Annotated in this window: 12 protein-coding genes; 1 reads left to right on the top strand and 11 read right to left on the bottom strand. The window is 41.2% G+C overall.

Annotated features, from left to right (window positions below; all coding sequences use genetic code 11):
• Positions 1-24: 24 nt before the first annotated feature.
• Entirely contained in the window at positions 25-1,410 is a 1,386-nt protein-coding gene (locus tag LQ201_RS23975) for an IPT/TIG domain-containing protein (RefSeq protein ID WP_230146192.1), read from the bottom strand.
• 1,488 nt (positions 1,411-2,898) lie between these two features.
• Between LQ201_RS23975 and LQ201_RS23970 the strand changes: the two genes are divergently transcribed.
• Entirely contained in the window at positions 2,899-3,975 is a 1,077-nt protein-coding gene (locus LQ201_RS23970) for an RICIN domain-containing protein (RefSeq protein ID WP_230146191.1), read from the top strand.
• Between the two features lie 443 nt (positions 3,976-4,418).
• Here the strand turns inward: LQ201_RS23970 and LQ201_RS23965 are convergent, their stop codons facing one another.
• From LQ201_RS23965 to LQ201_RS23920, 10 genes are all read right to left on the bottom strand, one after another.
• On the bottom strand, positions 4,419-8,726 hold the full coding sequence (locus LQ201_RS23965; protein WP_230146190.1) for a two-component regulator propeller domain-containing protein: 4,308 nt from the start codon (positions 8,724-8,726) through the stop codon (positions 4,419-4,421).
• 194 nt (positions 8,727-8,920) lie between these two features.
• Entirely contained in the window at positions 8,921-10,849 is a 1,929-nt protein-coding gene (locus LQ201_RS23960; RefSeq protein WP_230146189.1) for a beta-L-arabinofuranosidase domain-containing protein, read from the bottom strand.
• A gap of 32 nt (positions 10,850-10,881) precedes the next feature.
• Positions 10,882-12,516 (bottom strand): glycoside hydrolase 43 family protein, encoded by a 1,635-nt coding sequence (locus LQ201_RS23955; protein WP_230146188.1) that lies wholly within the window; start codon positions 12,514-12,516, stop codon positions 10,882-10,884.
• 48 nt (positions 12,517-12,564) lie between these two features.
• Positions 12,565-14,097 (bottom strand): glycoside hydrolase family 43 protein, encoded by a 1,533-nt coding sequence (locus LQ201_RS23950; RefSeq protein WP_230146187.1) that lies wholly within the window; start codon positions 14,095-14,097, stop codon positions 12,565-12,567.
• A 207-nt stretch (positions 14,098-14,304) separates the two neighbouring features.
• Positions 14,305-16,425: a hypothetical protein gene (locus LQ201_RS23945; RefSeq protein ID WP_230146186.1), complete on the bottom strand. Its 2,121-nt coding sequence runs from the start codon at positions 16,423-16,425 to the stop codon at positions 14,305-14,307.
• Between the two features lie 205 nt (positions 16,426-16,630).
• Positions 16,631-18,664, bottom strand: coding sequence for an NPCBM/NEW2 domain-containing protein (locus LQ201_RS23940; protein WP_230146185.1), 2,034 nt, complete (start codon positions 18,662-18,664; stop codon positions 16,631-16,633).
• A gap of 480 nt (positions 18,665-19,144) precedes the next feature.
• On the bottom strand, positions 19,145-20,632 hold the full coding sequence (locus tag LQ201_RS23935) for a cellulase family glycosylhydrolase (RefSeq protein WP_230146184.1): 1,488 nt from the start codon (positions 20,630-20,632) through the stop codon (positions 19,145-19,147).
• An 84-nt stretch (positions 20,633-20,716) separates the two neighbouring features.
• Positions 20,717-20,980, bottom strand: a complete 264-nt coding sequence (locus tag LQ201_RS23930) for a hypothetical protein (RefSeq protein WP_230146183.1) — start codon at positions 20,978-20,980, stop codon at positions 20,717-20,719.
• A 50-nt stretch (positions 20,981-21,030) separates the two neighbouring features.
• The gene (locus LQ201_RS23925) at positions 21,031-21,801 is read right to left on the bottom strand and encodes a DUF1080 domain-containing protein (protein WP_230146182.1); all 771 of its coding nucleotides are present in this window, start codon (positions 21,799-21,801) and stop codon (positions 21,031-21,033) included.
• Between the two features lie 33 nt (positions 21,802-21,834).
• Complete coding sequence (locus LQ201_RS23920) at positions 21,835-23,772, bottom strand: c-type cytochrome (RefSeq protein WP_230146181.1); 1,938 nt, start codon at positions 23,770-23,772, stop codon at positions 21,835-21,837.
• Positions 23,773-23,775 lie beyond the last annotated feature (3 nt).

Here is a 23,775-nt window from a genome sequence, read left to right as displayed (position 1 = left end):
CATTATATATTTGGTCTTCATCAATTATTCTTCTTTAGCTATTTTGCGGATAAGCCAATTGCCGGTATCACCGATATAAAAACATTTTTTCATATCATCATAGGCAATGGCCTGCGGGTTATTGAAACGGGCTTCGGTACGTAAATCGCCATCTGCATAACCGCTTGTACCGTTGTTCCCACGTCCGGCGAATGTACTTACCCTTCCTTGTGGTGTTAAAATGCGAACTGCATGGTTGGCCTTATCGCAGAAATAGAAATCATACTGGTCGCCTCCTGCCGTTTCATATTCTGGATTTTTAACAAATACCCCCTGTACAGGGCTGTTCAAACGTGCATTAGTGCCAATTCCGTCAGCATAACCTGCCGTACCTGCTGCACCACAGATGGTATATGGCGTTTTGAAGGTTTTCTTGTCGCGATCGTAATCGGTACGCATGATAAAATGTTTTTCAAATTCGACCAGATAGGCATAGTCTCCGGAGGGGTGCATCACCATGTAAACGGCCACTGCACTGTAAGGATTGGAGAATACCAATTTATCTTCTTTGGTATTAAAGTCATACCTGCGGATATCACCAGCTCTGTACCGTGAGTAGTACAACTCTCCGTTTTGCGGATGAACTATTGTACCGTTTACACCCCTGGCATAAACCTCGATTGCTTTTTTCTGAACAAAATTAGATTCACGGGTGAACAGATAATTGCCATTTTTGGTATCGCTGGAATGGTTATGGGATACAATCATATCCTGATTTCCGTCCATTCTCCAGTTTAATATCGATACCCTATCGAGATCTGTTCTGAAATAACTCACATATTGCTTCTCAAAATCAATCAGACGGCAACTGTTTACATCGGCCGAGAAATAGAGGTGGTTATAGTTTTTAGGATCGAAAGTAAGCCACAGTATACCCTTAAATCCACCACAATCGTTAAAAGGGCCTTCCTTTTCCTCAAAATTACTTGGTACCTGATAGTATTTACCCAAAAAGGTAGAAACGAGCAGTTTTCTGGTATAAGAAAGTGGTTCTTTTGAGGCTCCATAGGCCAATTCCTCATTGTTACCACCAAGAACACTTACTTTTATATCCCCAGCATAAGCCTTTTCGGGAATGATACAATAAATGGCATTATTTTTTACACCAACAACTTTGGCTGGCTTTCCCCCGATCATCACTTTTATTTTGGAAAGATCGTTCCCGAAATTTTCGCCATATATCACCAGATTGTTTCCTACACTTCCGGCTTTAGGGTAAAAATCGCTGACGGTTACGGGCTTAGATGGATCGTAACCAACTTCTTGCGTCAACTCATCATGTTTACAATGTGTTAAGGAAAGCGCAATCAACCCGAACAGCATCCAACAGATCTGCCAACGCTTGGTTTTAACCTTGTTTTTAATTTTCATATACATATTGCTTTTATCCGGATTTAGCCGGGTTACACTGAATTTTATTATTTCTTTCCCACGCTGAACGCTAACCAATAATGGTTGTGGTATTCCATAAATTTTCGAAATAGCTGGATCGTAGTACCGTTAAACTGACAACATGTAACAATATTTCCCAGGAATGGACATAGCAATGTCCTTCGGCATTACAACTTGTAATTCCGAACACGGATCTGAAAGGAGCCGTTACCTTTTGTAGAAAACATTATTTATCAAGCTGCAGGCCCACAAGATTGTGTAGGATGCGCGTAACCCTCTTATTTTAATTAATGGTTTTAGGTCAGCTTAATCAGTAAATCGTTTTATTGTCAATAGCAATAATTTTAGCACATTAATAACATCTGATTGGCACCATACTGCAGTCTAAATGTTCAACTGTGTGCAGCGCTATTGCGACTAAAATTGGCCTATCTTTCAGCATTTTCTTATAGAATCAATACGGATTTGTTTTATTCTGATACGCGGAATGTACCTGAAACTGATAAGTATTTATTTGAGCATAGCATCATTTTAGTCATAATTTCCTTGGTTTATTGGTTTAGATAAATTACTTATTATCAATCGTCTGAAACAAATATTTTGTATCTCATAAAAAGCATTAAAACTGCAAAAGCATAGTGTTGCTGGTGGAAGAAATTTGCAGTAAGGTTTGTTATTTGGTTAATTGAAATCAAAGTAAAGGAATAGCGCCATTATTATCTGTTCAACTTTTTGTCGATTTGTCTCAAATTGTCAAATTGTTATACGCACAGACTTAAGGTAACTAACTGTAAATTAACCGGAATGATATATTTGGTTATTCCCAACCCAGTACCTTGCCCAGGCAAAAGACGGACAGACCGTCAAAGTAGCAGGTCTCGTCCTGGTACAGCCAGCGTCCCGGTACAGCCAAAGGCGTATGTTTTATCACATATACAATTCTTTTTTTGCAGGATGTGTTTTTATGAATTTATAGCGCATAATTGAAGAGATAGTGAACAGGCAGATTTCTCCAAAATCCAGGCAAAATAAACGTAAAAAAGACGCTTATAAAAAGATTGCTTTCCCCTATTTAGCTAAACATCTTGTAATAAAGCAGGGAAACGAGGAGTTTACCCCCTAATTTATATCAGATTACCCCTCACTACAAGCCCATTTTTTATAGTTAATTTGTTTCAACCAAGTATAAAAAATCTGGCAAACTACCAGAAGTATCTTTACAATTATTTTAATCGTTACCGCTGTTTAGGCAGCAGCAGTAAGGAATGGGCACGTGATTACGGGATAAACCAAAAGCCTTATAAAGCAGATCGTTTTAAAAGGCATAACCTTTTTAAAACAAGGCGATTAAATAGTTTTTATTAACCATAAAAAGAGGGGCTCACTTAAAACGAGCAGCATATGTCCTCTTTAAAATAACCAAACGAACATGTTCATATGCCTGTTCATTCATTCTTACCTAATTTTATGAAAACAAAACCATTTACTTTACCCTCAGCCGGCATTTTGATGCTCGGATTTGTTTTATTTTTTGGCAGCTGTAGAAAAAACGATCTCCCGGATCCAGACAGCAAGGATCAGCTTTCAGTGAAGGCAAAACTGAGTGCAATACCACCAAACGAAACCCCACTGTCTATAACCAATGGCACCTTTTATATCGTGAACCGCAAAAGTGGAAAAACACTCGATGTGGGTGGTTTTCAGACTGCTGACGGCTCGAATGTTTCCCAATATGGCGGTACAGGTGGAACAAATCAAAAATGGGCCCTGACCCTGCTTCCTGGTGATTACTATTCGATTATTGGTGTGCATAGCGCCAAAGGACTTCAGGTAGACCAGGCGGGAACAGCTGATGGGGCTAATGTGAATATATCTACCTATTCGGGGGCTACAAACCAGCAATGGCAATTTACCGCTTTGGGCAACGGGTATTACCGTATTATTAACCGAAACAGTGGTAAAGACCTTGAAGTTGCCAACCAGTCAATCGCTGATGGTGCCAATGTTGCGCAATGGGCTTACAATGGCGGAGAAAACCAGCAATGGTCTTTGTTAACGGTTAATGCAGGCGGTCAACTGAATTGGGTGCTTAACAGTACAGGGGTACCGGCTGATGTACTCGCCAGAATTACCAGCGCTATGAATGATGCCTGTGCAAGATATAATGCCGGCGCCAATTGGCCCGCCCGCACACTTACCGTACAATATAACACAGGTGTGCCAACAGCCGATGGCAGTACAAACGGAAACATACGTTTTGGTGCAAATACCAGTTACCAGAATGTGCGTACGGCAATGCACGAAATTGCCCACACCTATGGCGTAGGCCTAAGCTCCGGATGGACATCGAATACCAGTACTGGCGATTTCTTGGGCGCAAACACAGTTGCACTTATCAAAATTTTTGATGGCACTAGTGGTGTAATACATACAGGAGGCGGGCATTTTTGGCCTTACGGTTTAAACTATGACAATGAATGGAGTGAAACAAATGCCTTCAGACATGTAAAATTAGTTTTTGCAATGCGATCAGACGGGATGTAGCGCAGCAGAGCTGTAGCTACCATTGAATGGAAGAGGGTGTATCATAAAGGCGATTTCAGCTCAGATGCTGTCATGTTGTCCAAAGAACTCCTACGGAGAGCCTCCCGATGAAAATCGGGACAAGTCGTCGAAATACTTTAAAGCGTATTTAAACAGGTCCTTCGACAGGCTATCATTGACAGAATCCATGGAAAGCTCGTCATTGCGAGGAACGAAGCAATCTTAATGCGCACGCTAGTAGCGATCGTTGTAAGATTGCTTCGTCGGCTGAAAAAGCCTTCTCGCAATGACGATTCCTCGCAACTTACAATAGGATAAAAACCCCTTGTGTTATTAATATTGATTTTATAAAACAAATTATCCCCTCAGTGTGACAAAATGTTAGATTCGTTAATATAACTTGTCCGCATCAACTCGGATGATAAAAAAGATTTGTTCAGTTTTTAAAGGTCTTTATCTTTATTGGCCTTCCTTTTTTCTGCCATATATTCGGATGGTGCTACATTATATTTTGCTTTAAACGACTTAGCAAAATAATTAGGGGCGCTAAAACCTACCATGTAACATATCTCTGAAACCGTTTTATCGCTTTTCTCTAATAATACGGCTGCTCTCTCCAGCTTAACAGATCGGATAAAATCAACAGGCGTTTTACCCATTACCTGCAAACACTTTCTATACAAAGATACCCTGCTCATCCTCATATGTTTACTTAAATCCTCAACAGACAACTCAGGTTTATCAAGATTTGCATCAATATAAGGCAATACTTCGTTAAGGAACTTAACATCGGTAGATTCGATTTCTATTTCTGGCGCCTGAATACTGATCTGTCTGGAATAAGTTTTCTTAAATGTTTGATGAAGCGTGAGCAGATTCTTTATTTTTGAATGTAAAATTTCAAAATTAAAGGGCTTGGTCATGTAATCGTTCGCTCCGGTTTTTAAGCCTTTAAGCTGCTCTTCTTCAGCAGTTAAAGCTGTTAGTAATATGATCGGGATATGTTTGGTCCTGTCATCCCCTTTCAGTTTTTTACATAATTCTGTACCATTCATTTCAGGCATATTTACATCTGAAACAATAAGATGAGGATGCAATGCGAGGGCCTTTTGCCAGCCTTCCTTACCATTCGAAGCCTCCACTATCTTATAAAAAGATCTTAAGTTATCTTTAAGATAAAACCTAAAATCCTCATTATCTTCAATTAACAGAACAAGGGGCACGTTTGTTCCGGGAATACCGACCTCAGAAGACTCATTTTCATCCTTTTTTTCATTGGAACATAATTGTTCTTCAGTGGTTATGAAGCCATCATAAACATGTTCATTACTATTTGTAAGCGGTATGCTGATAATGGTTTCATTTGATTCTGCATATGGCAATTCAGCATTTTCAAGATCCTTTTGCTCTTGCACTGAAATAGAACTGGAAGCGAGTTTTAAGCGTACGGTAAAACAAGTTTCTACGCCTGGTTCACTTTCAACCAATATTTCACCTCCGTGCATTTTAACAAACTCTTTGGTGATAGACAAACCAATTCCTGACCCCTGGTTAAGGATGGATGAGGCTGTTTCATTTTGAAAAAACCGTTCAAAGATCATTTCCTGCCTATCTTTTGGAATCCCGATTCCAGAATCTAGTACTTTTATCTCCAATGAAACCCAGCCATCTTCTCCCTGATGCGGCAGCTCTTGTAATTCAACACTTATGGTCCCTGCCGACGGTGTAAATTTAAATGCGTTTGAAAGTAAATTGAACAATATCCGCTCAATCTTATCATGATCAAACGATACATGTAGATTTTCAACAGCACTTTTAAAAGCAAACTTGATCTGCTTGCGTTCTGCCAGATCATAAAATGAGTCTGTTGCATCTTTAATAAAGGATACTATCTCGCCATCGCTCTTATTTAATTGCAATTCCTGCTCTTCCATTTTACGAAAATCGAGCAGCTGGTTTACCAGGTTTAATAAACGCTTTCCATTCCTTTTAATCATGGCCAGCTGACCGTAACGTCCAGTCTCTTTGGTCTCCGTTAAAAGTTTATCTACAGGAGCGAGAATCAATGAAATGGGCGTTCTGAATTCATGGCTCAGATTCGTTAAAAATTTAATTTTCAATAAATCTAACTCACGTAACCTTTCAGCTTCTTTACGATCCTGCTGTCTCAACTGCAACGCTTGAATTCTTTCCTGTTCCTGTAACTGCCTGGCCTGAATTCTTTCCTGTTCTAAGGCAAATTCTTTCCTTAACTTTTTGATCCCTCTGTTCCGAATAAATAGCAATGAAAAGCCAATTACTAAAACATAAAATATATATGCCCATGTGGTGCGCCAGAAAGGAGGCAAAATGGTAATTTTCAAGTGCGACTCTGCCAGGGGGATAGGATCGTTTCCATTAAATGCTTTTACATGAAAGGTGTAATTTCCGGGATCAAGATTTGTAAAAGTGGCCTTACGCATTTCTGTAGGAACTGTAAGCCAATGTTTATCGAATCCTTCTAAATTGTATTTGTAAGTTATTTTGCTGTGATTAATATAATTGAGCAATGCAAATTCGAGTGAAAAGATGTTTTCTTTATAGGTAAAGGTTAAATTTTCAAGCGCTGTTATTGTTTTTGGCAAAATAACGTGGCCGTTAATGCTTTCTCCAACCTGTATGTTATGGTTAAACATTTCTAAGCCCGTTATCACCAGCATTGAAGGATACTGCTCCTTAGTAATTTGGTCTGCCTTAAAAATATTGAAACCATTTGCCCCTCCAAAAATCAGTTCACCGGCTTTTGTTTTGTATGCAGCATTCATATTAAATGTGGGGCCTTGCAATCCGTCGGCCTCATTGTATTTGCTGTATATAAATCTATAATTTCCCCCTTCAGCAATTACGGAAATCTTGTAAAGGCCTTTTTGCGAACTATACCAAATATGATGATTTTCATCTTCAAGCAAATCCAAAACAGCACTTTCGGGCAGCCCGGCTTCCTCGCTTAAGTTGTTAAAGGTTTTGGTTACAGGATTATATATACTTATGCCCTCACGGGTACCTATCCACATCCACCCTCTGCCATCTTCGATAACGGAATGTACATTGCCCGATACCAGGCTGTTCGGATCCTTACTGTTATTAATTAAATTGGTAGATTCAAAGGTTTTAGTATCCAGAATACTAACTCCACGGGTAGTGCCAATCCAGATCCTTTTAAGTTTATCTTCATATAAACAATTAATGATATTAGAATTTAGTGTGTTCTTAACTGTCGAATTAAAGTGCCTGAAGGTTTTGGCATTCCGGTCAAACAAGTCCAATCCATTACTTAAAGTACCAACCCAAAGCCTGTTGGATGAATCTTCTAACAGGGCATAAATGCGATTATCTGAAAGGCTGGAAGGATCTGTACTATGCTTATAATGGGTAAATTTAGTGCCATCAAAAGAATTAAGCCCACCTAAATAGGTCCCAATCCACAAAATGCCCGAATGATCGATACAAAGGCTCACAACAATATCACTACTTAAAGAATTATCGTTGGCAGGATTATTACGATATGCAGTAATTTCACCTGTGCTTCTGTTTAAATACAGCAAACCAGTACCGTTTGTTCCAATCCACAAATTCCCCTTACTGTCTTCCACAAATGAATTAACGTCTTTATATATCGCGTTTTTCCCTGTTAAATACTGATTTCGCGGAAACTTAAAGATGCTTTTATGATAATAACAGATCCCTTTTTTAAAGGTGCCAATCCAGATTATTCCGTTATTGTCTTTGTATAAGTCAACAATGCTGTTCTGCGTTAATCCTCTGGGGTCATCTTCTTTACTTAAAATATAACTTATTTTGTGGGTTAGCTTATTTAAGATATTAATTCCACCATGATCGGTCCCGATCCAGATATTTCCATCATCGCCATCTATAATGGAACTTACATTATTCGAACTGAGGCCTGAATGATCCGGCTTCTTTCCAAAATAACGGAAAGTGTTACTTTTTTCATTAAGATAATACAAGCCGAATGGGTTGCTCGTATTATAAATGAAAATATTGCCTCCAGAATCGTGGCTGAGGTGGAAATCGCTTAGCTGATCTCCAAAACGTTTGTTTATCGCAAAATATCTATTTGTTACCCTCCGCGCTGCTAGATTAAACTTATCAAGAACGCCGTTGGTATAAATAACCCACAAATTACCTTTTTGGTCATCCAAAAAATAGCTTATTTCGTTAGCGTACAAGGAGTTTACTATTCCATTTTTATGAGTATACCTGGTGGTTGTATCACTTTTCGCATCATAACAAAAAATGCCTTGATTTTCAAGGTGAAAATAGTACTTTCCCTTATTATTGGTTTGTATCTCTTTAAGGTATCCGCCCGGAATTTTATATTTTTTAAGGTGCTTATCCTGAAATGGCTCGAATTTCTCCGTCAAAGGATTATAAATACTGAAACCACTGCCAGATTTAATCCATAATTGTTTCTCCGGCCCTTCAAATATTTTGAGAACATAATCATCGGGGATACTGGTACTATCCTTTATGTTATGTTTAAATACCCTGAATTCATGCCCATCATAGCGGTTGAGGCCGGCTTGGGTTCCAAACCACATAAATCCTTTATGATCTTTATATATGGCTTTTACCTGATTATCCGATAAACCGTTAGCAATATCCAGATGAGAAAATTGGTATAAACCTTCTTGAGCAAAAAGAGAATTACACAGTAGGAATGTGCTGATTAAAATTAAAACCCGAAACATATATTTTTCTACTCAATACAGAAGCATCATCACCTTCAAATAATTAATTTGAAAACAAAATTTGGTTACAAAAACGGCTGTTTAATATTGACATAACCAAACTACGCTTATATTTTGATATTTTTTAATAAAACACGAAAATTATAGGTAAGCAGCATGCATAAAGATTCCTAAATCACTAACAATTAAATAATCTAGTATTCCCTGATCGATCCATAAACACCATAGGGTGTATTGCTTATGCCATAAAAAGGATGTAGTGTATAAACATGCTTACCATCCTTCAATTGGAAAGATCCAGAATCAATTACGGATAGGTTTGTTAATAATTGCTCAGGTTTGCTCCTCAATGCGAGCTCGGTATCCGTATCAAAAGCCAACAATGTAGGCCCATAAAAAAAAGCAACTTTGTTGATGTCATCCTGCATGCGCTCAATTCTAAAGCGATAATCAAATACCAATTTAATCTGATCCTTGTTTCTCCATATCCTATCCAGTCGCACAAAAGAATTGGGAACAGCAGTTTGGGATTGCAAGCGCCCATTCACATAAATCTTCAGCCCATTTGCCCATGAGGGAACAAATAAGTTAACGGCTAACCGAATATCCTTTTCAGCTGAAAAAGAAAATAAAACCTCCTTGTCTTTGGGAAAATTACCTGTTTGGTAAAGGATAAGCTTTTTTTCACGCCAGTTGAGCTGGGAAGGGATATATTGATTGATCCAAAGGCCTGATGAATCCCTGAAATAAATATTGGAATTGAGGCCTGCAAATGCTTCTATTGCCGTTCCATTACAGCAACGAAAATCGTTTTCCTTTAAAAAAGCCTTGGTTCTTGGTGAGCCAAGCGGAAGGTGATAAACACAAGTCCCATTCTGATCATTCTGCGTAGGCAGTACTGCATTATAAAAAGCATTCATATAAGCATCGGCGTACGTTGACTTTCCTGTCCACTCGAACAGCTCAGCAGTAAGCTTTTGGGTATTATGGATAACGCATGATTCAGCAATCTCTTTCGTCATTGTGTTGCTCAGGTGCCCCGGCAGCCCCCAGTGCTCTGCAGAGAGCGAGGTTGGCGTAGTTACATTTGGGCGCGGACCACTACTTGATCCATTGACATAAGTATGGTCATGTTCAAGAATATTCCAAAAATTCACTACCGCATCATGATATGCTTGCTCACCGGTGAGCATATACCGTTGAGCAAAGCCATTAACCAAAACCAAATGGGTATTGGCATGCAGGTCGCTAAGAATGTCATGATTTTTAGAAAGCGGCTGCAGAAACCAATCCCTGTCAAATAGCTTTGCAAGCTCAAAATGCATTGGATTCTTTGTAATCTTATATAATTTGTATAATACCTCATTCATTGCCCCAGGTTCATTTTCGGGGTTTGCCGCTACGGTATAAAGCATTCTTTCAATGGTTTGATTATCAAGCTTTGACATCCTGAATTTTACGTATCCTGCCATACCATTAACGATCTCCAGTGCTTTTTGGTTACCAGTGCGTGTGTAAACATCTAAAAGTCCCTGCATCACTTTATGATAAGTATAATAAGGAGCCCAGACTCCAGTAAATTTTGTCTCCAGTTTCTCAAAATCAGATTCGGGAAATGCGCTGAGATACCCCCTGCCAAGGGCTTGCTGGCATTTGGCAAGCTCAGTGACCATATATTCGAGCCTTTTGGAGAGGATGGGCTCTTGATACCTTTCAACCAACATCGAGACAGCCGAAAGGTAGTGGCCAACAAAATGACCACGTAAGCCGACGTTAGGACTTTCCCAACCCTCTAACGCCTTTGCCGTAGATGGAAGTCCGGCATTTATCCTAAAATTATGAAGCAATCGATCGGCATCCAGAGAACCAATATAAGTGGTATTTAAGGCCTCCCTTTCGAGGATCCAAGACGCATTTAATTTTACATCCTTTGCCTGGAAAGCGGTGAGCTTAGCCCTACTTTGAGCATTTCCCAGCGTGCAGTTTACCAAAAGCAAAAACAATATGGCTAAACTTTTACCACTTAAACAGCTGTAGCAACGGGGATTATTCCTCCGCAAACCATCCTTAAACAGATAACCTAAGGTTCTGCCAGCTATCGTTTCTCCTAATATTTGGTTCATAATTATTTACAGTCTATAATATTGGAGAAACTTTATTTTTCTGTGGAGATAGAATCCGTTATACGAAAAAAGTCAAAGTCGGCCGCGCCCCCTATATTTTTTGTAGCATAATTAAACAAAGCAAAACGATAGCCCATGAAATGTGGAATGTCGTATTTCATCTTCAAAGGTCGCCCTATTGCTTTCCAAACTTTTCCATCAAGACTGTAAAAGAAACTCGCTTCATCTTTCCCGTTAAGCGCGTAAAGGTTATTGGCTTCATCGTTTTTTCCGGTAAAATCGCAATCGATTCTAAAGTAAATTTGGTCCTGATTCAATGGAATCCGGGTTACTTCGACAGGCTTATCATGACCGGTAGTGATCATTACTATCGATTTTTGACCCGCATCAATTTTAACGCCTACTGATCCATACTCTTTTTGGAAAGCTGAAAGTCCGGCAAAATCGCCGTCTTTCATTTTGGAAACATCAAGAGCAACAGAAGCTGAGCTGGTTGGACCAATAGTGCGTTGTGTAAGTGTATTCCTGGCCTGAAAAAAATCAGTGTCGATTCTTCCTGTTTTGAGGCGCAGAAATCCTTTTCTTTCAGTTACAGACCACAAGCTATTATCAGGGTTATGGTTCCATTGCCAAGCCAGCGGCAAAGCAGGTTCGCCTTTTTTACGGGTAAACTCATCAGAAGCCACAATACCAGGGATTAAACCTCTACTGGCCGGCAGGTCTAGCTGGTCTGGGACTTTACCATTTTCTGCTAATACAGGCCAGCCATCTTCCCATTTGACAGGAACGAGATAAGGAACGCGGCCAACAGCAGCATAATCGCGGAAAAGATAAGAGAACCAACGCCCATCGGGCGTGTTGATCAGTCCGCCTTGAGCAATTCCTCTATCCTGTAAGCCAACTTTTCCTTCCCAAGGGCCGTTGATATGATCTGCCCTATGTATAAGTACAGTTCGCATTCCACCGCGTGGTGCGCAAATATTAAATAAATAATATTTGCCTTTTACTTTAAATAATTGAGATCCTTCAGCTCCAAGACCTACTTCTTTGCCTGTTGGTGCACTGGCGTGCTCGATGAGCACCCGCTCCGGAACGCCTTGTTTAACTTCTGTTAGATCGTCATTTAATTCAACAATTTTTAGTCTTTCTGCATCATAAATTAAATATACCTTGCCGTCATCATCAAAAAACAAGGAATGGTCATGATACGCTGGCTTAAAAGAAATTCGTTCCCAATTTCCTTTTTCTATATCTTTCGTTTTAAAAATATACGTTTCACCTGTGGTTTGTGCAAAAGTACTTACATAATACATCCCCTTGTGATAGCGTAAACTACTTGCCCAGGTGCCTTTACTATAGGCGTTTTTTCCTTCTGTCAAATTTAGCGCCGGCACATCTGCCAAAGCATCATGGGCATAATTGATAATTTTCCAGTTGACAAGATCTGTCGATTTCATAATGGGTACACCGGGGCTCATGTGCATCGTTGTACTGCTCATGTAATAGTTATTGCCTACACGTACTATTGAAATATCCGGTACATCTGCATAAATAATGGGATTTTTGGCTTTTTGTGCGTATAAACACGGTACCATAAGGGTCACAATTAAGGCTATTATGCATAACCTGTAAACCGCTTTTTTCATATTTTCATTTGGGTTTTTCATTCTTTACCGATTTAATTGTAATTAGCATTAATAAGCCTGCAACCGGAATTAACGAATGAATTTCCATTCATCAAACAAAAAGCCATCCCCATTAAACACCAAATAAATATTCTCTACTCCTTTATCTATTTTCAGGTCCATTTTCTTTGAAAGTGTAGTCCATTCCTGCTCATCACATATTAGGGAAACTAAAGGACTACCTTTAAGATTATTTACATAAACATCAATTTTGCCTTTTCCTTTCACCCTGGCTTCGAATTTGGCAGGAATCTGTTTGCTAAAATCGGCTCCCCGCACCATAATACATTGTTGATCTGCTTTTCCTTTTGCAACCATATTGCCAGGGTTACCAACAGCTTCGAACTGAACTTGCCCCGAAGTGCCTGCAGTGGTTTCTGCCTGCTGAAGAACGAATGGATTTAATGGATTAAGTTGTGAGGGACCTTTAAAAGTTGCGTTGACCATGGGGATATTCACATTCTTTTCATCCACCTGTATTGGTTCGATGCCTACATTACGAAAACCACCCTTGGTACCAAAATAATCCTGTAAATACATGGCATGGTAAGCAATATAATATTTCCCTTTAAACTTGAACAGGTGAGTGTGGTTGTTTGTAAAAGGCCCCACGTTAATCTCGCCAGTATTCTTAAAGTAATTCTCGCGATACTTCCAGCTCTCCGGACTTAAGGGTGTTTTACTCGTCATATATGACATGTTGCATTTGGTTGGTTTGTCGATATTGCTATAAGGCCATTCTGTGCGTTCTTCCCAATTTGTATTATAGGTGTAAACCCAGGTGCCGTTGATGAAATTAAGGTCGCTTGCCTCGAAGAAATAAGGGGCGGGTATTTTAGCAACATCGCTGGCCAAACTGATCATATCTTTCCCTAGTTTAACGATTCTGGAATTATCCGGCATGTATTTTGTTTTAGGTTTTCCAGCCCCAAAAGCCAGCCAGCCTATACCCTGATCGTCAATCACAACCCCAGGATCGAATGGAGCATCAACATCCACACCGGGAACAGAACGGTCGACTATGTTCTTTCCCAGTGGGTCTTTCCAGGGGCCAACAGGAGAAGTGGAAGTAAGCATGGCTGAGCCACCACCACCATTGGAGTAATACAGATAAAAGTGTGTCTTGCCATCTGCTTCCTTTCTGGATGTAATGGAAGGCGCCCAGGAATTCTGGCTCCATGGTGCCAGCTCGGCAGTATTGATAAGACCATGATAAGTCCAGTTAACCATATCATCGGAAGACATCATCACCAGTGTACGGATCCGCTCGTATGAATTTTTCCCATCTTTTCCTACATGCTCATACTGTTGATGATCATTAGTGGCATATACATAAATTCTTCCATTGTATTCTACAGCTGTTGGATCGGCCGTAAACATAAAATCTAATAAAGGATTGGCATTATTGGAGCTAAGTTTCGGCGAAACATTTGCGAATTTTTCTGCCAGGTTTTCTTTAACCATTTTCGGTTTACCTGCATTCGTCTGCGCTTTTGCGAATTCTCTGCCTCCCAGAAAAGCCATAACAACAGCTGTACTTAACAATACTTTTTTTCTAAACATGTTTTTTATTTATTTAACGAATACCCGTTAAAGGGCTTATTTTCAATTAATTAATTATCGTATCACAGAAATCTCTTTGTCATTAAACCTGGATTTCATCAGGCCATAGCGAACAAGCTCAGCAGACGCACAAAACCGGTCCATAAGCTTACCAAGACGGGGAAACGAAGTAACTTCTTGCCCCAAAGGGATTGTTCGCCGACAGCATTATTTAACGATATAGATCGGCAGTTGTCCTGGTGCTGCAAGAGAAGGTTTCGGCACAGGAGCATTTTTGCCCTTGATCAATAAATTATCGTAAAAAGGTGTACTGAGCTTTTTTCCGTCACCCGCAATCAGTCCTGCCATTCCTTGGGTGTACAAACTATCTGTTACTTGTAATACCTGCTTTTCATCAACGAATGCGCTGATAATAGATCCTTCGAATTGGAGTTTCAGGTTATGCCATTGGCTGTGGGTGATATTTGAAAGTTGTATTTCACCAAGCACCTTTTCTCCACCTGCGCTTTCATCGTTTTGTTTTTTGATAATTGCTTGTTGTTCAGCATCTCCGGTAAGTTCCTTTTTATCTTCTTTTCCCCTGGTTACAATTATGCTGCATTTGCCATTATCTTCAAGCTTTAGGTAATAGCCTTTTGGAATAAATCCATACCCAGTACCAACGTGGTTTACCCTGCCCATAACCCCGGCATTATCGCCTGCATTTAGATAAACATCAGCGCTTACTTCATAGTCCTTCCACTGCGCATCGCCTAAAATACTGTAAGGCCGCCAATCTGGTGCCCAGGAGTTGGTTCCCTCGGGAACAACCTGGCGCAGGCACTTGCCTTTTTTATCCGGGCGTTCAGTGATTTCAAACGCATCGACAATATCAGCAGTATAACGTGGTAAATACCCCCATGCTTTAGGCGAGGAATATTGCTCAAATGTTTCATAATATGGAAATGGGAAAGGCTTTGCATCGGGAATATTAACAAAGTTTCCTTTCTGTTGCCCTCTAGTGGTAGAAAGAGAGTAAACTGAATTGGGCGCTAAGGTAAGCGTAAATGTGCCCTTTGTTGGTTTTATATCAGCTTGCTGTACAAAATGCTCCTTCTCGTTACTACGCCATACGCAAAGTTGTTTTAGAGACAACCCCTCGCTGATCTGAAAACGGATTTGTTGTGGAGCTTTTGCGTTTTTTGTTTCGATAATGATGCTGTAGTCCTTTTCAGGCGACTTTAAGGTTACTAAAGTCCCACCACCTTTAAGCTTAACACTACCCCCATTCAGGTATTGCCATCCAACTTTCGAGAATTGCCCATAATGTGCATAACCCCACAAAGCCTCACGTACCTGGTAGTGCCCACTCCATGGCGACTGCGCCAGTACAGCAGCAGGATCTTCCGAATATGGCTCGATAGGATAAACGCCTGCAATATCATACCAATTCATTATCTTGGTAGCACCGCTTTGAATAAAGTTCCGGTTGAAACACTCCACAATACTGATCAGGCAATCGAAGCCTTTCTTATAAACATGATCCTCGGTGTTCCAGATAGGTTTATCAAGTTTCCGAGCCATTTCCTGAACTTGTTGGGAAGCGGTATCTCCTTCATAAAATGTGTGAGCACTGATAATATCTATGGAGTTGCGAAGCTGCTCATCTTTAGACAGGTCCTTAACGAAGTCTAGTTTGTCTTTCCACCAGAGATCAAACCCATGAAGCTTAATTTTTTCAAAGCCATTGGCATTAAGGGTAGAACGGAGTGTCTTCGCAAAATTGTAGTCAGATCCCTTTTCATTGCGGCAGCCAATGGCATCTAATTCAAGGCCATAAACTTTACGAAGCCCCTGAAGCCATTTAACGTAATAGTCGGCTGCATCCTGCGACCAAAAATTTCCATTTCCAACCCATCTGGGAGCGCTCCACGCAGTAGCATCGAGGCTAAGATCGGGATTGCGCTTTTTGGCTTCCTGTAAAATCCACCAGGTGTAACCCCGGGCGTAATCAAGATCGTTACGCGTATGCATATGGCTCGGCATAGACCCCTGCGTTGAATTACCATCGCCGGGAATCTCAACAAGCAGTGCGCTTACGGAAGCTCCAAATTTTGGCTTATAAAGAAAGTCGAGAATCTGACTGCGTTGGGGTTCGGGATAATCCTTCAGCAGTACCGATGTAGCGCCTCCCCCATTTACCACACCAATTCCATCGAAACGCTTCCCCCCGGCATTGCCCTGTAGTTTCACCATCTGGACAGCATCCTGATGCAGGATTTGTTGTGCATTAGATTTAAAGAAAAATAAAAGAAGAATTAGCGGTAGTAAATTAAAAATTGATTTCATGAATTGGTGTGTGATAAAATAAATATAGCCGTTAATGGGCGTTGCTTTAGCTGGCACACGCTTGTCGCCAGCTCGGGATTAGTTTATGCAATTGCTATTCTAAAGGCAGTAAATAAGTACAAAATGAACGGATTGAAAATTTAAGTTTCATGTTTTTATCTTTTATCATGCATCAAATTTTTGCTCCACATAAAGCACGGCCGAGCTATTTAACCGGCGTAAATTTGTACAGCATCACTCCATGCGCCGGAACCTTCACCGAAAGAGGCTCTTTTTCCGCATAGAGTGTTATAATATCTTTCTGACGCCAAAGATCACGCACCTTTTGCTTTCCTGAAATACCAAGCTTATTTAAATCCTTGTAAGCGATATCCACTTTCTCCAGACCGAAATTGCAAAAGCCTACTGCACGACTGCCGTCCTCCAATTCTTTTGCATAAATGCGCAGATCTCCGATCGTCTGAATACAGGTAGCCTGTTTGCCAAGCGCATCCTGATTAACAGCAATCACTTCGTCGTTTGTCAATAAATTCAGGGTAAAGGCATCCAGCTTTTCCATATCGCAACCAATTAGCAGCGGAGAAGAGAAAAGGCTCCAAAGGCTGACGTGAAGATACTGCTCGTCTGGTCTAAGCAAGCTTGGATGAAGGTTACCCCAGCCTACATGTCCTACAACCAGCATGTCGGCATCGTTCCAGTTACCGGGTTTAGCCCAGGCTGCAGACTGATCCTGCGCTAATGCAATGCCTTTAACGTTAGACCAGTTGTCTGTAATATCATTTGTTGTACGCCAGCTGTTTCCGCCTACCGAATCGCCCCATTTCCAAACATCCGACATTCCGTACTGACACAAGCTGAAAACAATGTCGCGGGGTTGCTGACGGATATAATCTCCCATTATCTTGTATGGTTTGACGGCCGTAGACATTTGATAACCTCCATTATAAGATATGGAGACTACTTTGTTCGGGTCATTATCAGGGATTCCATTTAGCACTCCTCCATAGCTGCACCAATCGTATTTCAGATAATCGAAACCCCATTTGGCATAAGTTTCGGCATCTTGCTTTTCATAGCCATAACTACCGGCACCGCCATCACAGGTCCAGGGACCGGGGCTGGAATAAATACCGATCTTCAAACCGAGACCATGCACATAGTCTGTCAGGGCTTTCATATCTCCAAACCTTTTATTAGGAACTATATTACCAGCCTCGTCCCGCAGCTTACCTTGCAGGTCGGGATCTTTCGAATCGCGGTTATTTTGCCAGTACCCGTCAATATTTACATAATCCCATCCGTAATTTATAAGTCCGCTTTTCACCATTACCTCCGCAGCGCGCTTAACTTTCTCACCAGAAACTTCTCCAGCGAAACAATTCCAGCTATTCCAACCCATTGGCGGGCTAAGTGCAATTTTATCACCACAGACAATGCGTAAACTTTTTTCGGCTATGCCTTTCGCATTCTTTGCGTTCAATTGAATAACGTAAGTGCCGGCTTTTACAAGCTTACCGGTGATGAGCCCTGTTTTTTGGTCCAGCTTTAGTCCCTGAGGCAAGCCCGTAACCACAAAGGTCATTGGTCGGTCTCCGGTGGCAGGTATCCTGAACTGAAACGGCGAGCCGGGACGGACACCGAAAACGCTTGCGCTATTAATCTTCGGTTTTGCCGATGGTTTAGGGGTAAGAATATAGGGCTCACTTGGGATAGGATAAAAAGTAGCAAAAGTTGATACGCCGACCGCCTCAAATTTTGCATCTGCCCAGTCGGCATGATCGCTGTCACCGTTTCCTGCGTCTGTTACCCGCAGCTCAAGTTTTTTCACACCCGAAAGCTTCACACTACATAGCCGGGCAATATCACCTTCATGCATTATACCGCTCGACCAAAGCTTCGCTCCATCTCCGTATACAACAAACTCTACGGAGGACGGACGCCCTTTCACCTCTTCATCAATGCCAACCTGCGCGGTAAACGAATTTGCCTTACCATCAATGTGAATAAAAAGAGAACTTTCCGCATGTGTACCAAAGCCACGCTCAAAGGTTTTGCCTGCGATGGTCATGATGTTGCCATCAACCGACCTGTTTTTTTTAGGTATGCCCCAGCCCTGTGTAGTTGGGCTGAGATCCAGTTCATCTAACCAAACAGTTTGTGCGGAAAGCGTACTTATGCTTATTAAGTTGAAGATAATAACGGAGACAAGCGTAAAAATGCTTTTACTTGCTGTATTCATTTTTAATTTATAATGGATAGGATGCATAAATGGTTTTTATAATCAGGTTTTGGGCCTGCACCCCCGAGCTGCTACCTACAATACTTTCTTTCTTGATATTCATTGTTGATCTAATTTGTGTGTGTATATAATTGCAATTAATTTTAAGTTTAAATTCATGGTTTTAGTGAGATTAACTATATGTAGTAAGAGTTTAGGAAATCAGTCGTCATTTCGACTGAAGCGCAGTCCCGAACTTTCGGGAGAGAAATCTTTTAACATACTTCATTTAAAGATTTCACCTCCGAAGGAGTTCCTTCGGAACACTGCAGTCGAAATGACGATTCTGCGGACCCTGTTATAACCCCTCCTTTGTTTTTCTAAAACTAACCTCTCAGGATGACAAATCTATATTTATGATACAACCTCTTTTTAAATTCAATGCTATACATGAACCTCTACAAAGCTGTATTTCTGTTTAGTTAGAGTATCTCTTACTATTTACTTACCTCCTGCAATAAGGGCATCTAACATAGGTTGGTCCTTTACCACATTATTAGCTCTGTCTAACATAAAACCTATCTCCCAATAGAATGGCAGAATACCATTTGCTTTAGCCTGTTTGGTTAGATAATATGTCCAGTCATTAACAGACTTGTTGTGCATAGCCAGATCCTTAGGAAGATAATTCGGGTTGTTAATCGCATTCCTTCTCCAGGCTGCATATTCACCCAGCAGCACAGGGATACCTTTATCAACAAACTTCTGTTTAATATTTTTGAATTCTGTATCGATCACATCCTCTTCTCCATAGGTAGCGTTGCGTTCTGGCTCAATAGTAGAATGATTCCCTTTCCCCCAGTAGTAAACCATCTTGCCCCAGGTTGCATCCCCGTCCGTTAGTATCGTAAATGTAGAAGGCGTGTAGTCATGCACCTCGACCATCAACTTATTAGCGATTTCGTCTTTTGGCATCGTATTCATCAAAGTAAAAGTTTTAGTAGGGTCAGTGCTGGGGCCCTGCACAACCAGCACCCGGTAACTGTTCCTGCCTCCGGTAGAACGAACCGCCTTGATGAATGTTTCGTGATAACCATTGAGTATGGCCATCTGCTCAGCATTTTCAACCGCAGGTTCATTCGTGCCGGCAAAAATTAGATGTTCGTCAAAATCACGCATGGTTGTAGCAATCTGCTCCCAAAGTGCTTTGAGTCTTGCATTAATTTCCTCTTGCTTTGCCGCATTGACATTATTTTCAAGCCAGCCATTATCTCCGTGCGTATTCAGCATCACATACATATCATTAGCTACACACCATCCAACTACTTCTTTCACACGGTTAAGCCATGCCTTGTCAATTTCTGCTTTACCGGGATCACTTAAATGACTCCAATTCCAGTTACAAGGAATCCGCACCGTATTGAATCCCATTTGCTTTACAAATTTCACATACGATTCAGTCAGTTTACTATTCTGCCACTCACCTTCTTTTGGGGATTCCATGGTATTGCCAAAATTTATTCCCAAATGCATTTTTGCCGCCAGTTGTACAGCTGTACTGCTCATACCGGTTGCATCGGGCGCTTTAGGTGTTAAATTATATGTTGGATATAAATTACCTACTTGTGTAATCTTAATTCTCCTGGCTTGGCCATTCCCAGATTTAATCGTAACCACACCATAACGCGATGCGCCTGTGCCATTACCAGAAAATTTTAGCTGTAACTGTGTAGCACCTGCTCCGCCCGCTGTAGTACCTATCTCTATCCAAGGTACTGCATCATTGATAATTGCTGTCCATGCGTCGTTGCTGGTAATCGTTACTTCTGTACGCTCGCCATCTGCCTGCGCCTTAATATCCAATGAAGAAACTTCCAGCTCTGCTGCAACTTCTGACTTCTTACAGGACGAGGAGAATAAGGCAATAACGATCAGGAAACCTAAAAATATCCCATAACTTCTATTTTTCATATTTATAATATTGTTCATTTTGGTTAGATTATAATTTATTTTTTCACGACCCTCAAATTGTCGAAGGCCCTTTTTTACGACCAGTCTTTTGAAAAAATTATTTCAACTTAGGTCAAAAACCTGATTTCTTTTCACTTCATGTTGAAGCTTTGCTGCATTATTGGCGGCCATATTGATCCCAGGAGCAAGGAATTCGGATGGCGTTGAAACCGATTTCTTAAGCCAGGTTGACATATGCCTGGGTAAGCCAGCATCCACTGCTTTTGGAATAGATTGTTTCCCGGCCAAACTTCCAGGTTCTTGTTTTTGGCACCTCGTAAACGTAGGGATGACGACGGTGCCGAAAGGATAATTTACTGTTCTCATATAGGGATATAATTGGTTTCTATTAAAAATTGATCAACAGAGGGCACTTGCTACAATTTCCTTAACCAGATATTGCGATAGCTAATCGGTTCACTTTTATCTCCATGACTCTGTAACTTAATTGGTGAGGCGCCATGTTTTCTGTAGGTTGGCTGGCCTATATAAGGTGTATCTCCTTTAAGTATGGTCGCATTCTGAACGAGAATCCCATTGTGAAAAACTGTCGCTACAGCCGGTGACTTTACAGAACCGTCATCGTTAAACCGGGGAGCTGTCCAGGCGACATCATAGGTTTGCCACTCTCCAGGTTTTAAACAGGCATTTACCATCGGTGGCGATTGTTTGTAGAGACTACCGGCCTGCCCGTTTACATAGGTTTTATTGTCGTAATTGTCCAGTACCTGCAATTCGTATCCGCCAGCACCCCAGGGAAGAGCAGCCAGAAAAATACCGCTGTTACCTCGGCCCTGGCCACTTCCGCTTATATTTTCTGGGATCCTGTATTCAATGTGAAGCTGAAAATCCATAAACTTCTCTTTTGTCTGGAGATCACCCACAGATTTATCTACTGTCATGATCCCATCAGATAACGCCCATTTTTTTGCCGAAGCAGTATCGCCTGAGTTTACCCACTGATCCAGATCTTTCCCGTCAAAAAGAAGTATGGCATCTGAAGGTGCTCCCCCAGGCACTTTAGCCGGACTTACCTTTGCGGGTACCGGGGTCCATACTTCCGTATCTTCTGGCTTAGCAGGTTGCTGTGCCTGAACGAGCAGTGCATTTATTATGAGTATCCCAACAATTAATATTGATCGTTTCATATTATTGATTGATTTTCTTTAGCTATTGATGTATTATTTATTTAATGATTTGATCCAGGTCGCAATTTTTTTTACCTCATCTTTTGGAACATTAGTCATTGGCGGCATCGGTGTAGAATAACCCGGCCAATGCTCCGGCTTAGGTGTATAAATCAAGCTTATTAGTTCCTCAACCGTGTACTTTTTGGTGGAAATCTCTTTAAAAGAGGGACCAACTTGTCGTTTATCTGAGTTGTGACAGGCCAGACAAGTATTTTTAGTTAGCAGCCCTTTCACCTGCTCATAAGTTGGAATTTTCACTACTGATGTTTTTCCACCTGATGAAGACTTTTTGCTTTGTGCCACAGGCAGCGTTTTAGTTGAGGCCGAATTTTTGGTACTTACTTCTGCAAGGCTAAGCGCTTTTCCTTCCGGAATATTATTTAAAGTATAATATGCTGTTGGATGTACCAGACTATAGTAGTGTTCTTGCGATCGGATACCATCCAAAGTAATGTTGTGAATATAGCCTTTGCGCAGGCCGGCTACAATAATTCGGGCAGTGAGGCCATCAGCTGAAACTCGAACGCCCTTTACATTGCATTTTTGGCTATTTACCGGCGGACTTCCATACACGCTATGGTATTTATAAATAAAGCTTTCCACTGAATAGGAAGCAAGATCTAAGGCGTATTTCTTATCAACAGGTTTGGTGAACGCTATTTCAAACCCATCGGGCATGGCTTTGATGCTGTGCATTTCAAAAGGGATTTTGTTGTTCCAAACGAGTCGCTGGATCCCTTCTGTGGCCTCACCCGCCGAACCCCATCCCCTGTTGGTCTCGCCGGCGAACAATGATCCATCTTTCCCCCAAGCCAGACGCACGATACCTGACTGAAATCCACTTCTGAAAGGCCATGCGGCCCCCTGATATTCTCCGTTTATCTTTTCCATAAACACACGGCTAACCATACTCTGTCCCTGATCTCCCACCAGAAGCTGGCCAGCGAAAGGGCCAAAGGAGCCTTGAGGAATTTTTACGATCTCAGAATTTGAAATGCCCAAAATTCCGTGAGGCAGCCACACCGCGGGTATTTGCAGTTCAGGAAAGTTCTTCTTCATATCCATCTCGGTTACCACCTTTGCATTCACATCGTTCTCTGGCTTTACACTGTTTCCCTTACTGTCGTAAATCATTTTTGTCTCATTCTTAGCAAAGAACTGTTCTGTGGTCAATTTTATTGGAGACTGTGGCAGATTACCCCACACCAAGCTGGCTGGATGCCCCATAAATGCGCCTTTTTTTACTTGCATGATACTTCCGGAGCCAACCCAATCGCCTTGATTATCAGTATAAAAAAGCTGATCATCAATCATACTAATTCCGCAAGGCGAGCGCATACCAGCAGCCCAAGGCTCTACTCTTCCATCTTCAAAAATATGGAGTGCCCAGCCCCTCCATGGAACCATACTTGTCGGGTTCCACCAGGTTGGCGGAAATCCAAGATTTAGGGTTACAAAAAAAGATCCATCGGCAGCCAGCTTAGGGCCAAAACTATACTCATGGTAATTTCCTGATAGTGGCCAAGCGTATATGGTTTCAAAATCATCGGCCACTCCATCGTTGTTGGTATCTGTCATTTTGGTAAGTTCACCTCGCTGAACACAATAAAACGATCCGTTTTTATAGGCAAGTCCCAGTACTTCATGAAGGCCCGAAGCAAACTTTTGAAATGTTGGTTTCAATGAAGACGGATTTTTCACAATAAAAACATCCCCCCTCCTGGTAGTAACACCCAAATCGCCGTTAGGCAATGTACAGAGTCCGCCCACTTCGAGAATTGCTCCTTCGGGAGCGGGCACTTTCATGATCTTAAAATAATCTTCTTCCTTTGGCGATTCTGCCTGAGCAAAGCAGCTTATTGACATCAATATAACTGTCATTGTCAACAGGCACGAAATACCGTTTTTATAATTAAAAAAAATATTCATCGG

This window comes from Pedobacter sp. Bi126 (genome assembly GCF_918698245.1).
In the GTDB taxonomy this organism is placed as follows: Bacteria; Bacteroidota; Bacteroidia; order Sphingobacteriales; family Sphingobacteriaceae; genus Pedobacter.
This window is presented reverse-complemented; position numbering and strand designations above follow the sequence as displayed.

What these genes read in the sequence shown, in the direction of transcription:
- LQ201_RS23975 (WP_230146192.1), bottom strand. Translation starts at nt 1,410, where the DNA reads ATGAAAATTAAAAACAAGGTTAAAACCAAGCGTTGGCAGATCTGTTGG.
- LQ201_RS23970 (WP_230146191.1), top strand. Translation starts at nt 2,899, where the DNA reads ATGAAAACAAAACCATTTACTTTACCCTCAGCCGGCATTTTGATGCTC.
- LQ201_RS23965 (WP_230146190.1), bottom strand. Translation starts at nt 8,726, where the DNA reads ATGTTTCGGGTTTTAATTTTAATCAGCACATTCCTACTGTGTAATTCT.
- LQ201_RS23960 (WP_230146189.1), bottom strand. Translation starts at nt 10,849, where the DNA reads ATGAACCAAATATTAGGAGAAACGATAGCTGGCAGAACCTTAGGTTAT.
- LQ201_RS23955 (WP_230146188.1), bottom strand. Translation starts at nt 12,516, where the DNA reads ATGAAAAACCCAAATGAAAATATGAAAAAAGCGGTTTACAGGTTATGC.
- LQ201_RS23950 (WP_230146187.1), bottom strand. Translation starts at nt 14,097, where the DNA reads ATGTTTAGAAAAAAAGTATTGTTAAGTACAGCTGTTGTTATGGCTTTT.
- LQ201_RS23945 (WP_230146186.1), bottom strand. Translation starts at nt 16,425, where the DNA reads ATGAAATCAATTTTTAATTTACTACCGCTAATTCTTCTTTTATTTTTC.
- LQ201_RS23940 (WP_230146185.1), bottom strand. Translation starts at nt 18,664, where the DNA reads ATGAATACAGCAAGTAAAAGCATTTTTACGCTTGTCTCCGTTATTATC.
- LQ201_RS23935 (WP_230146184.1), bottom strand. Translation starts at nt 20,632, where the DNA reads ATGAACAATATTATAAATATGAAAAATAGAAGTTATGGGATATTTTTA.
- LQ201_RS23930 (WP_230146183.1), bottom strand. Translation starts at nt 20,980, where the DNA reads ATGAGAACAGTAAATTATCCTTTCGGCACCGTCGTCATCCCTACGTTT.
- LQ201_RS23925 (WP_230146182.1), bottom strand. Translation starts at nt 21,801, where the DNA reads ATGAAACGATCAATATTAATTGTTGGGATACTCATAATAAATGCACTG.
- LQ201_RS23920 (WP_230146181.1), bottom strand. Translation starts at nt 23,772, where the DNA reads ATGAATATTTTTTTTAATTATAAAAACGGTATTTCGTGCCTGTTGACA.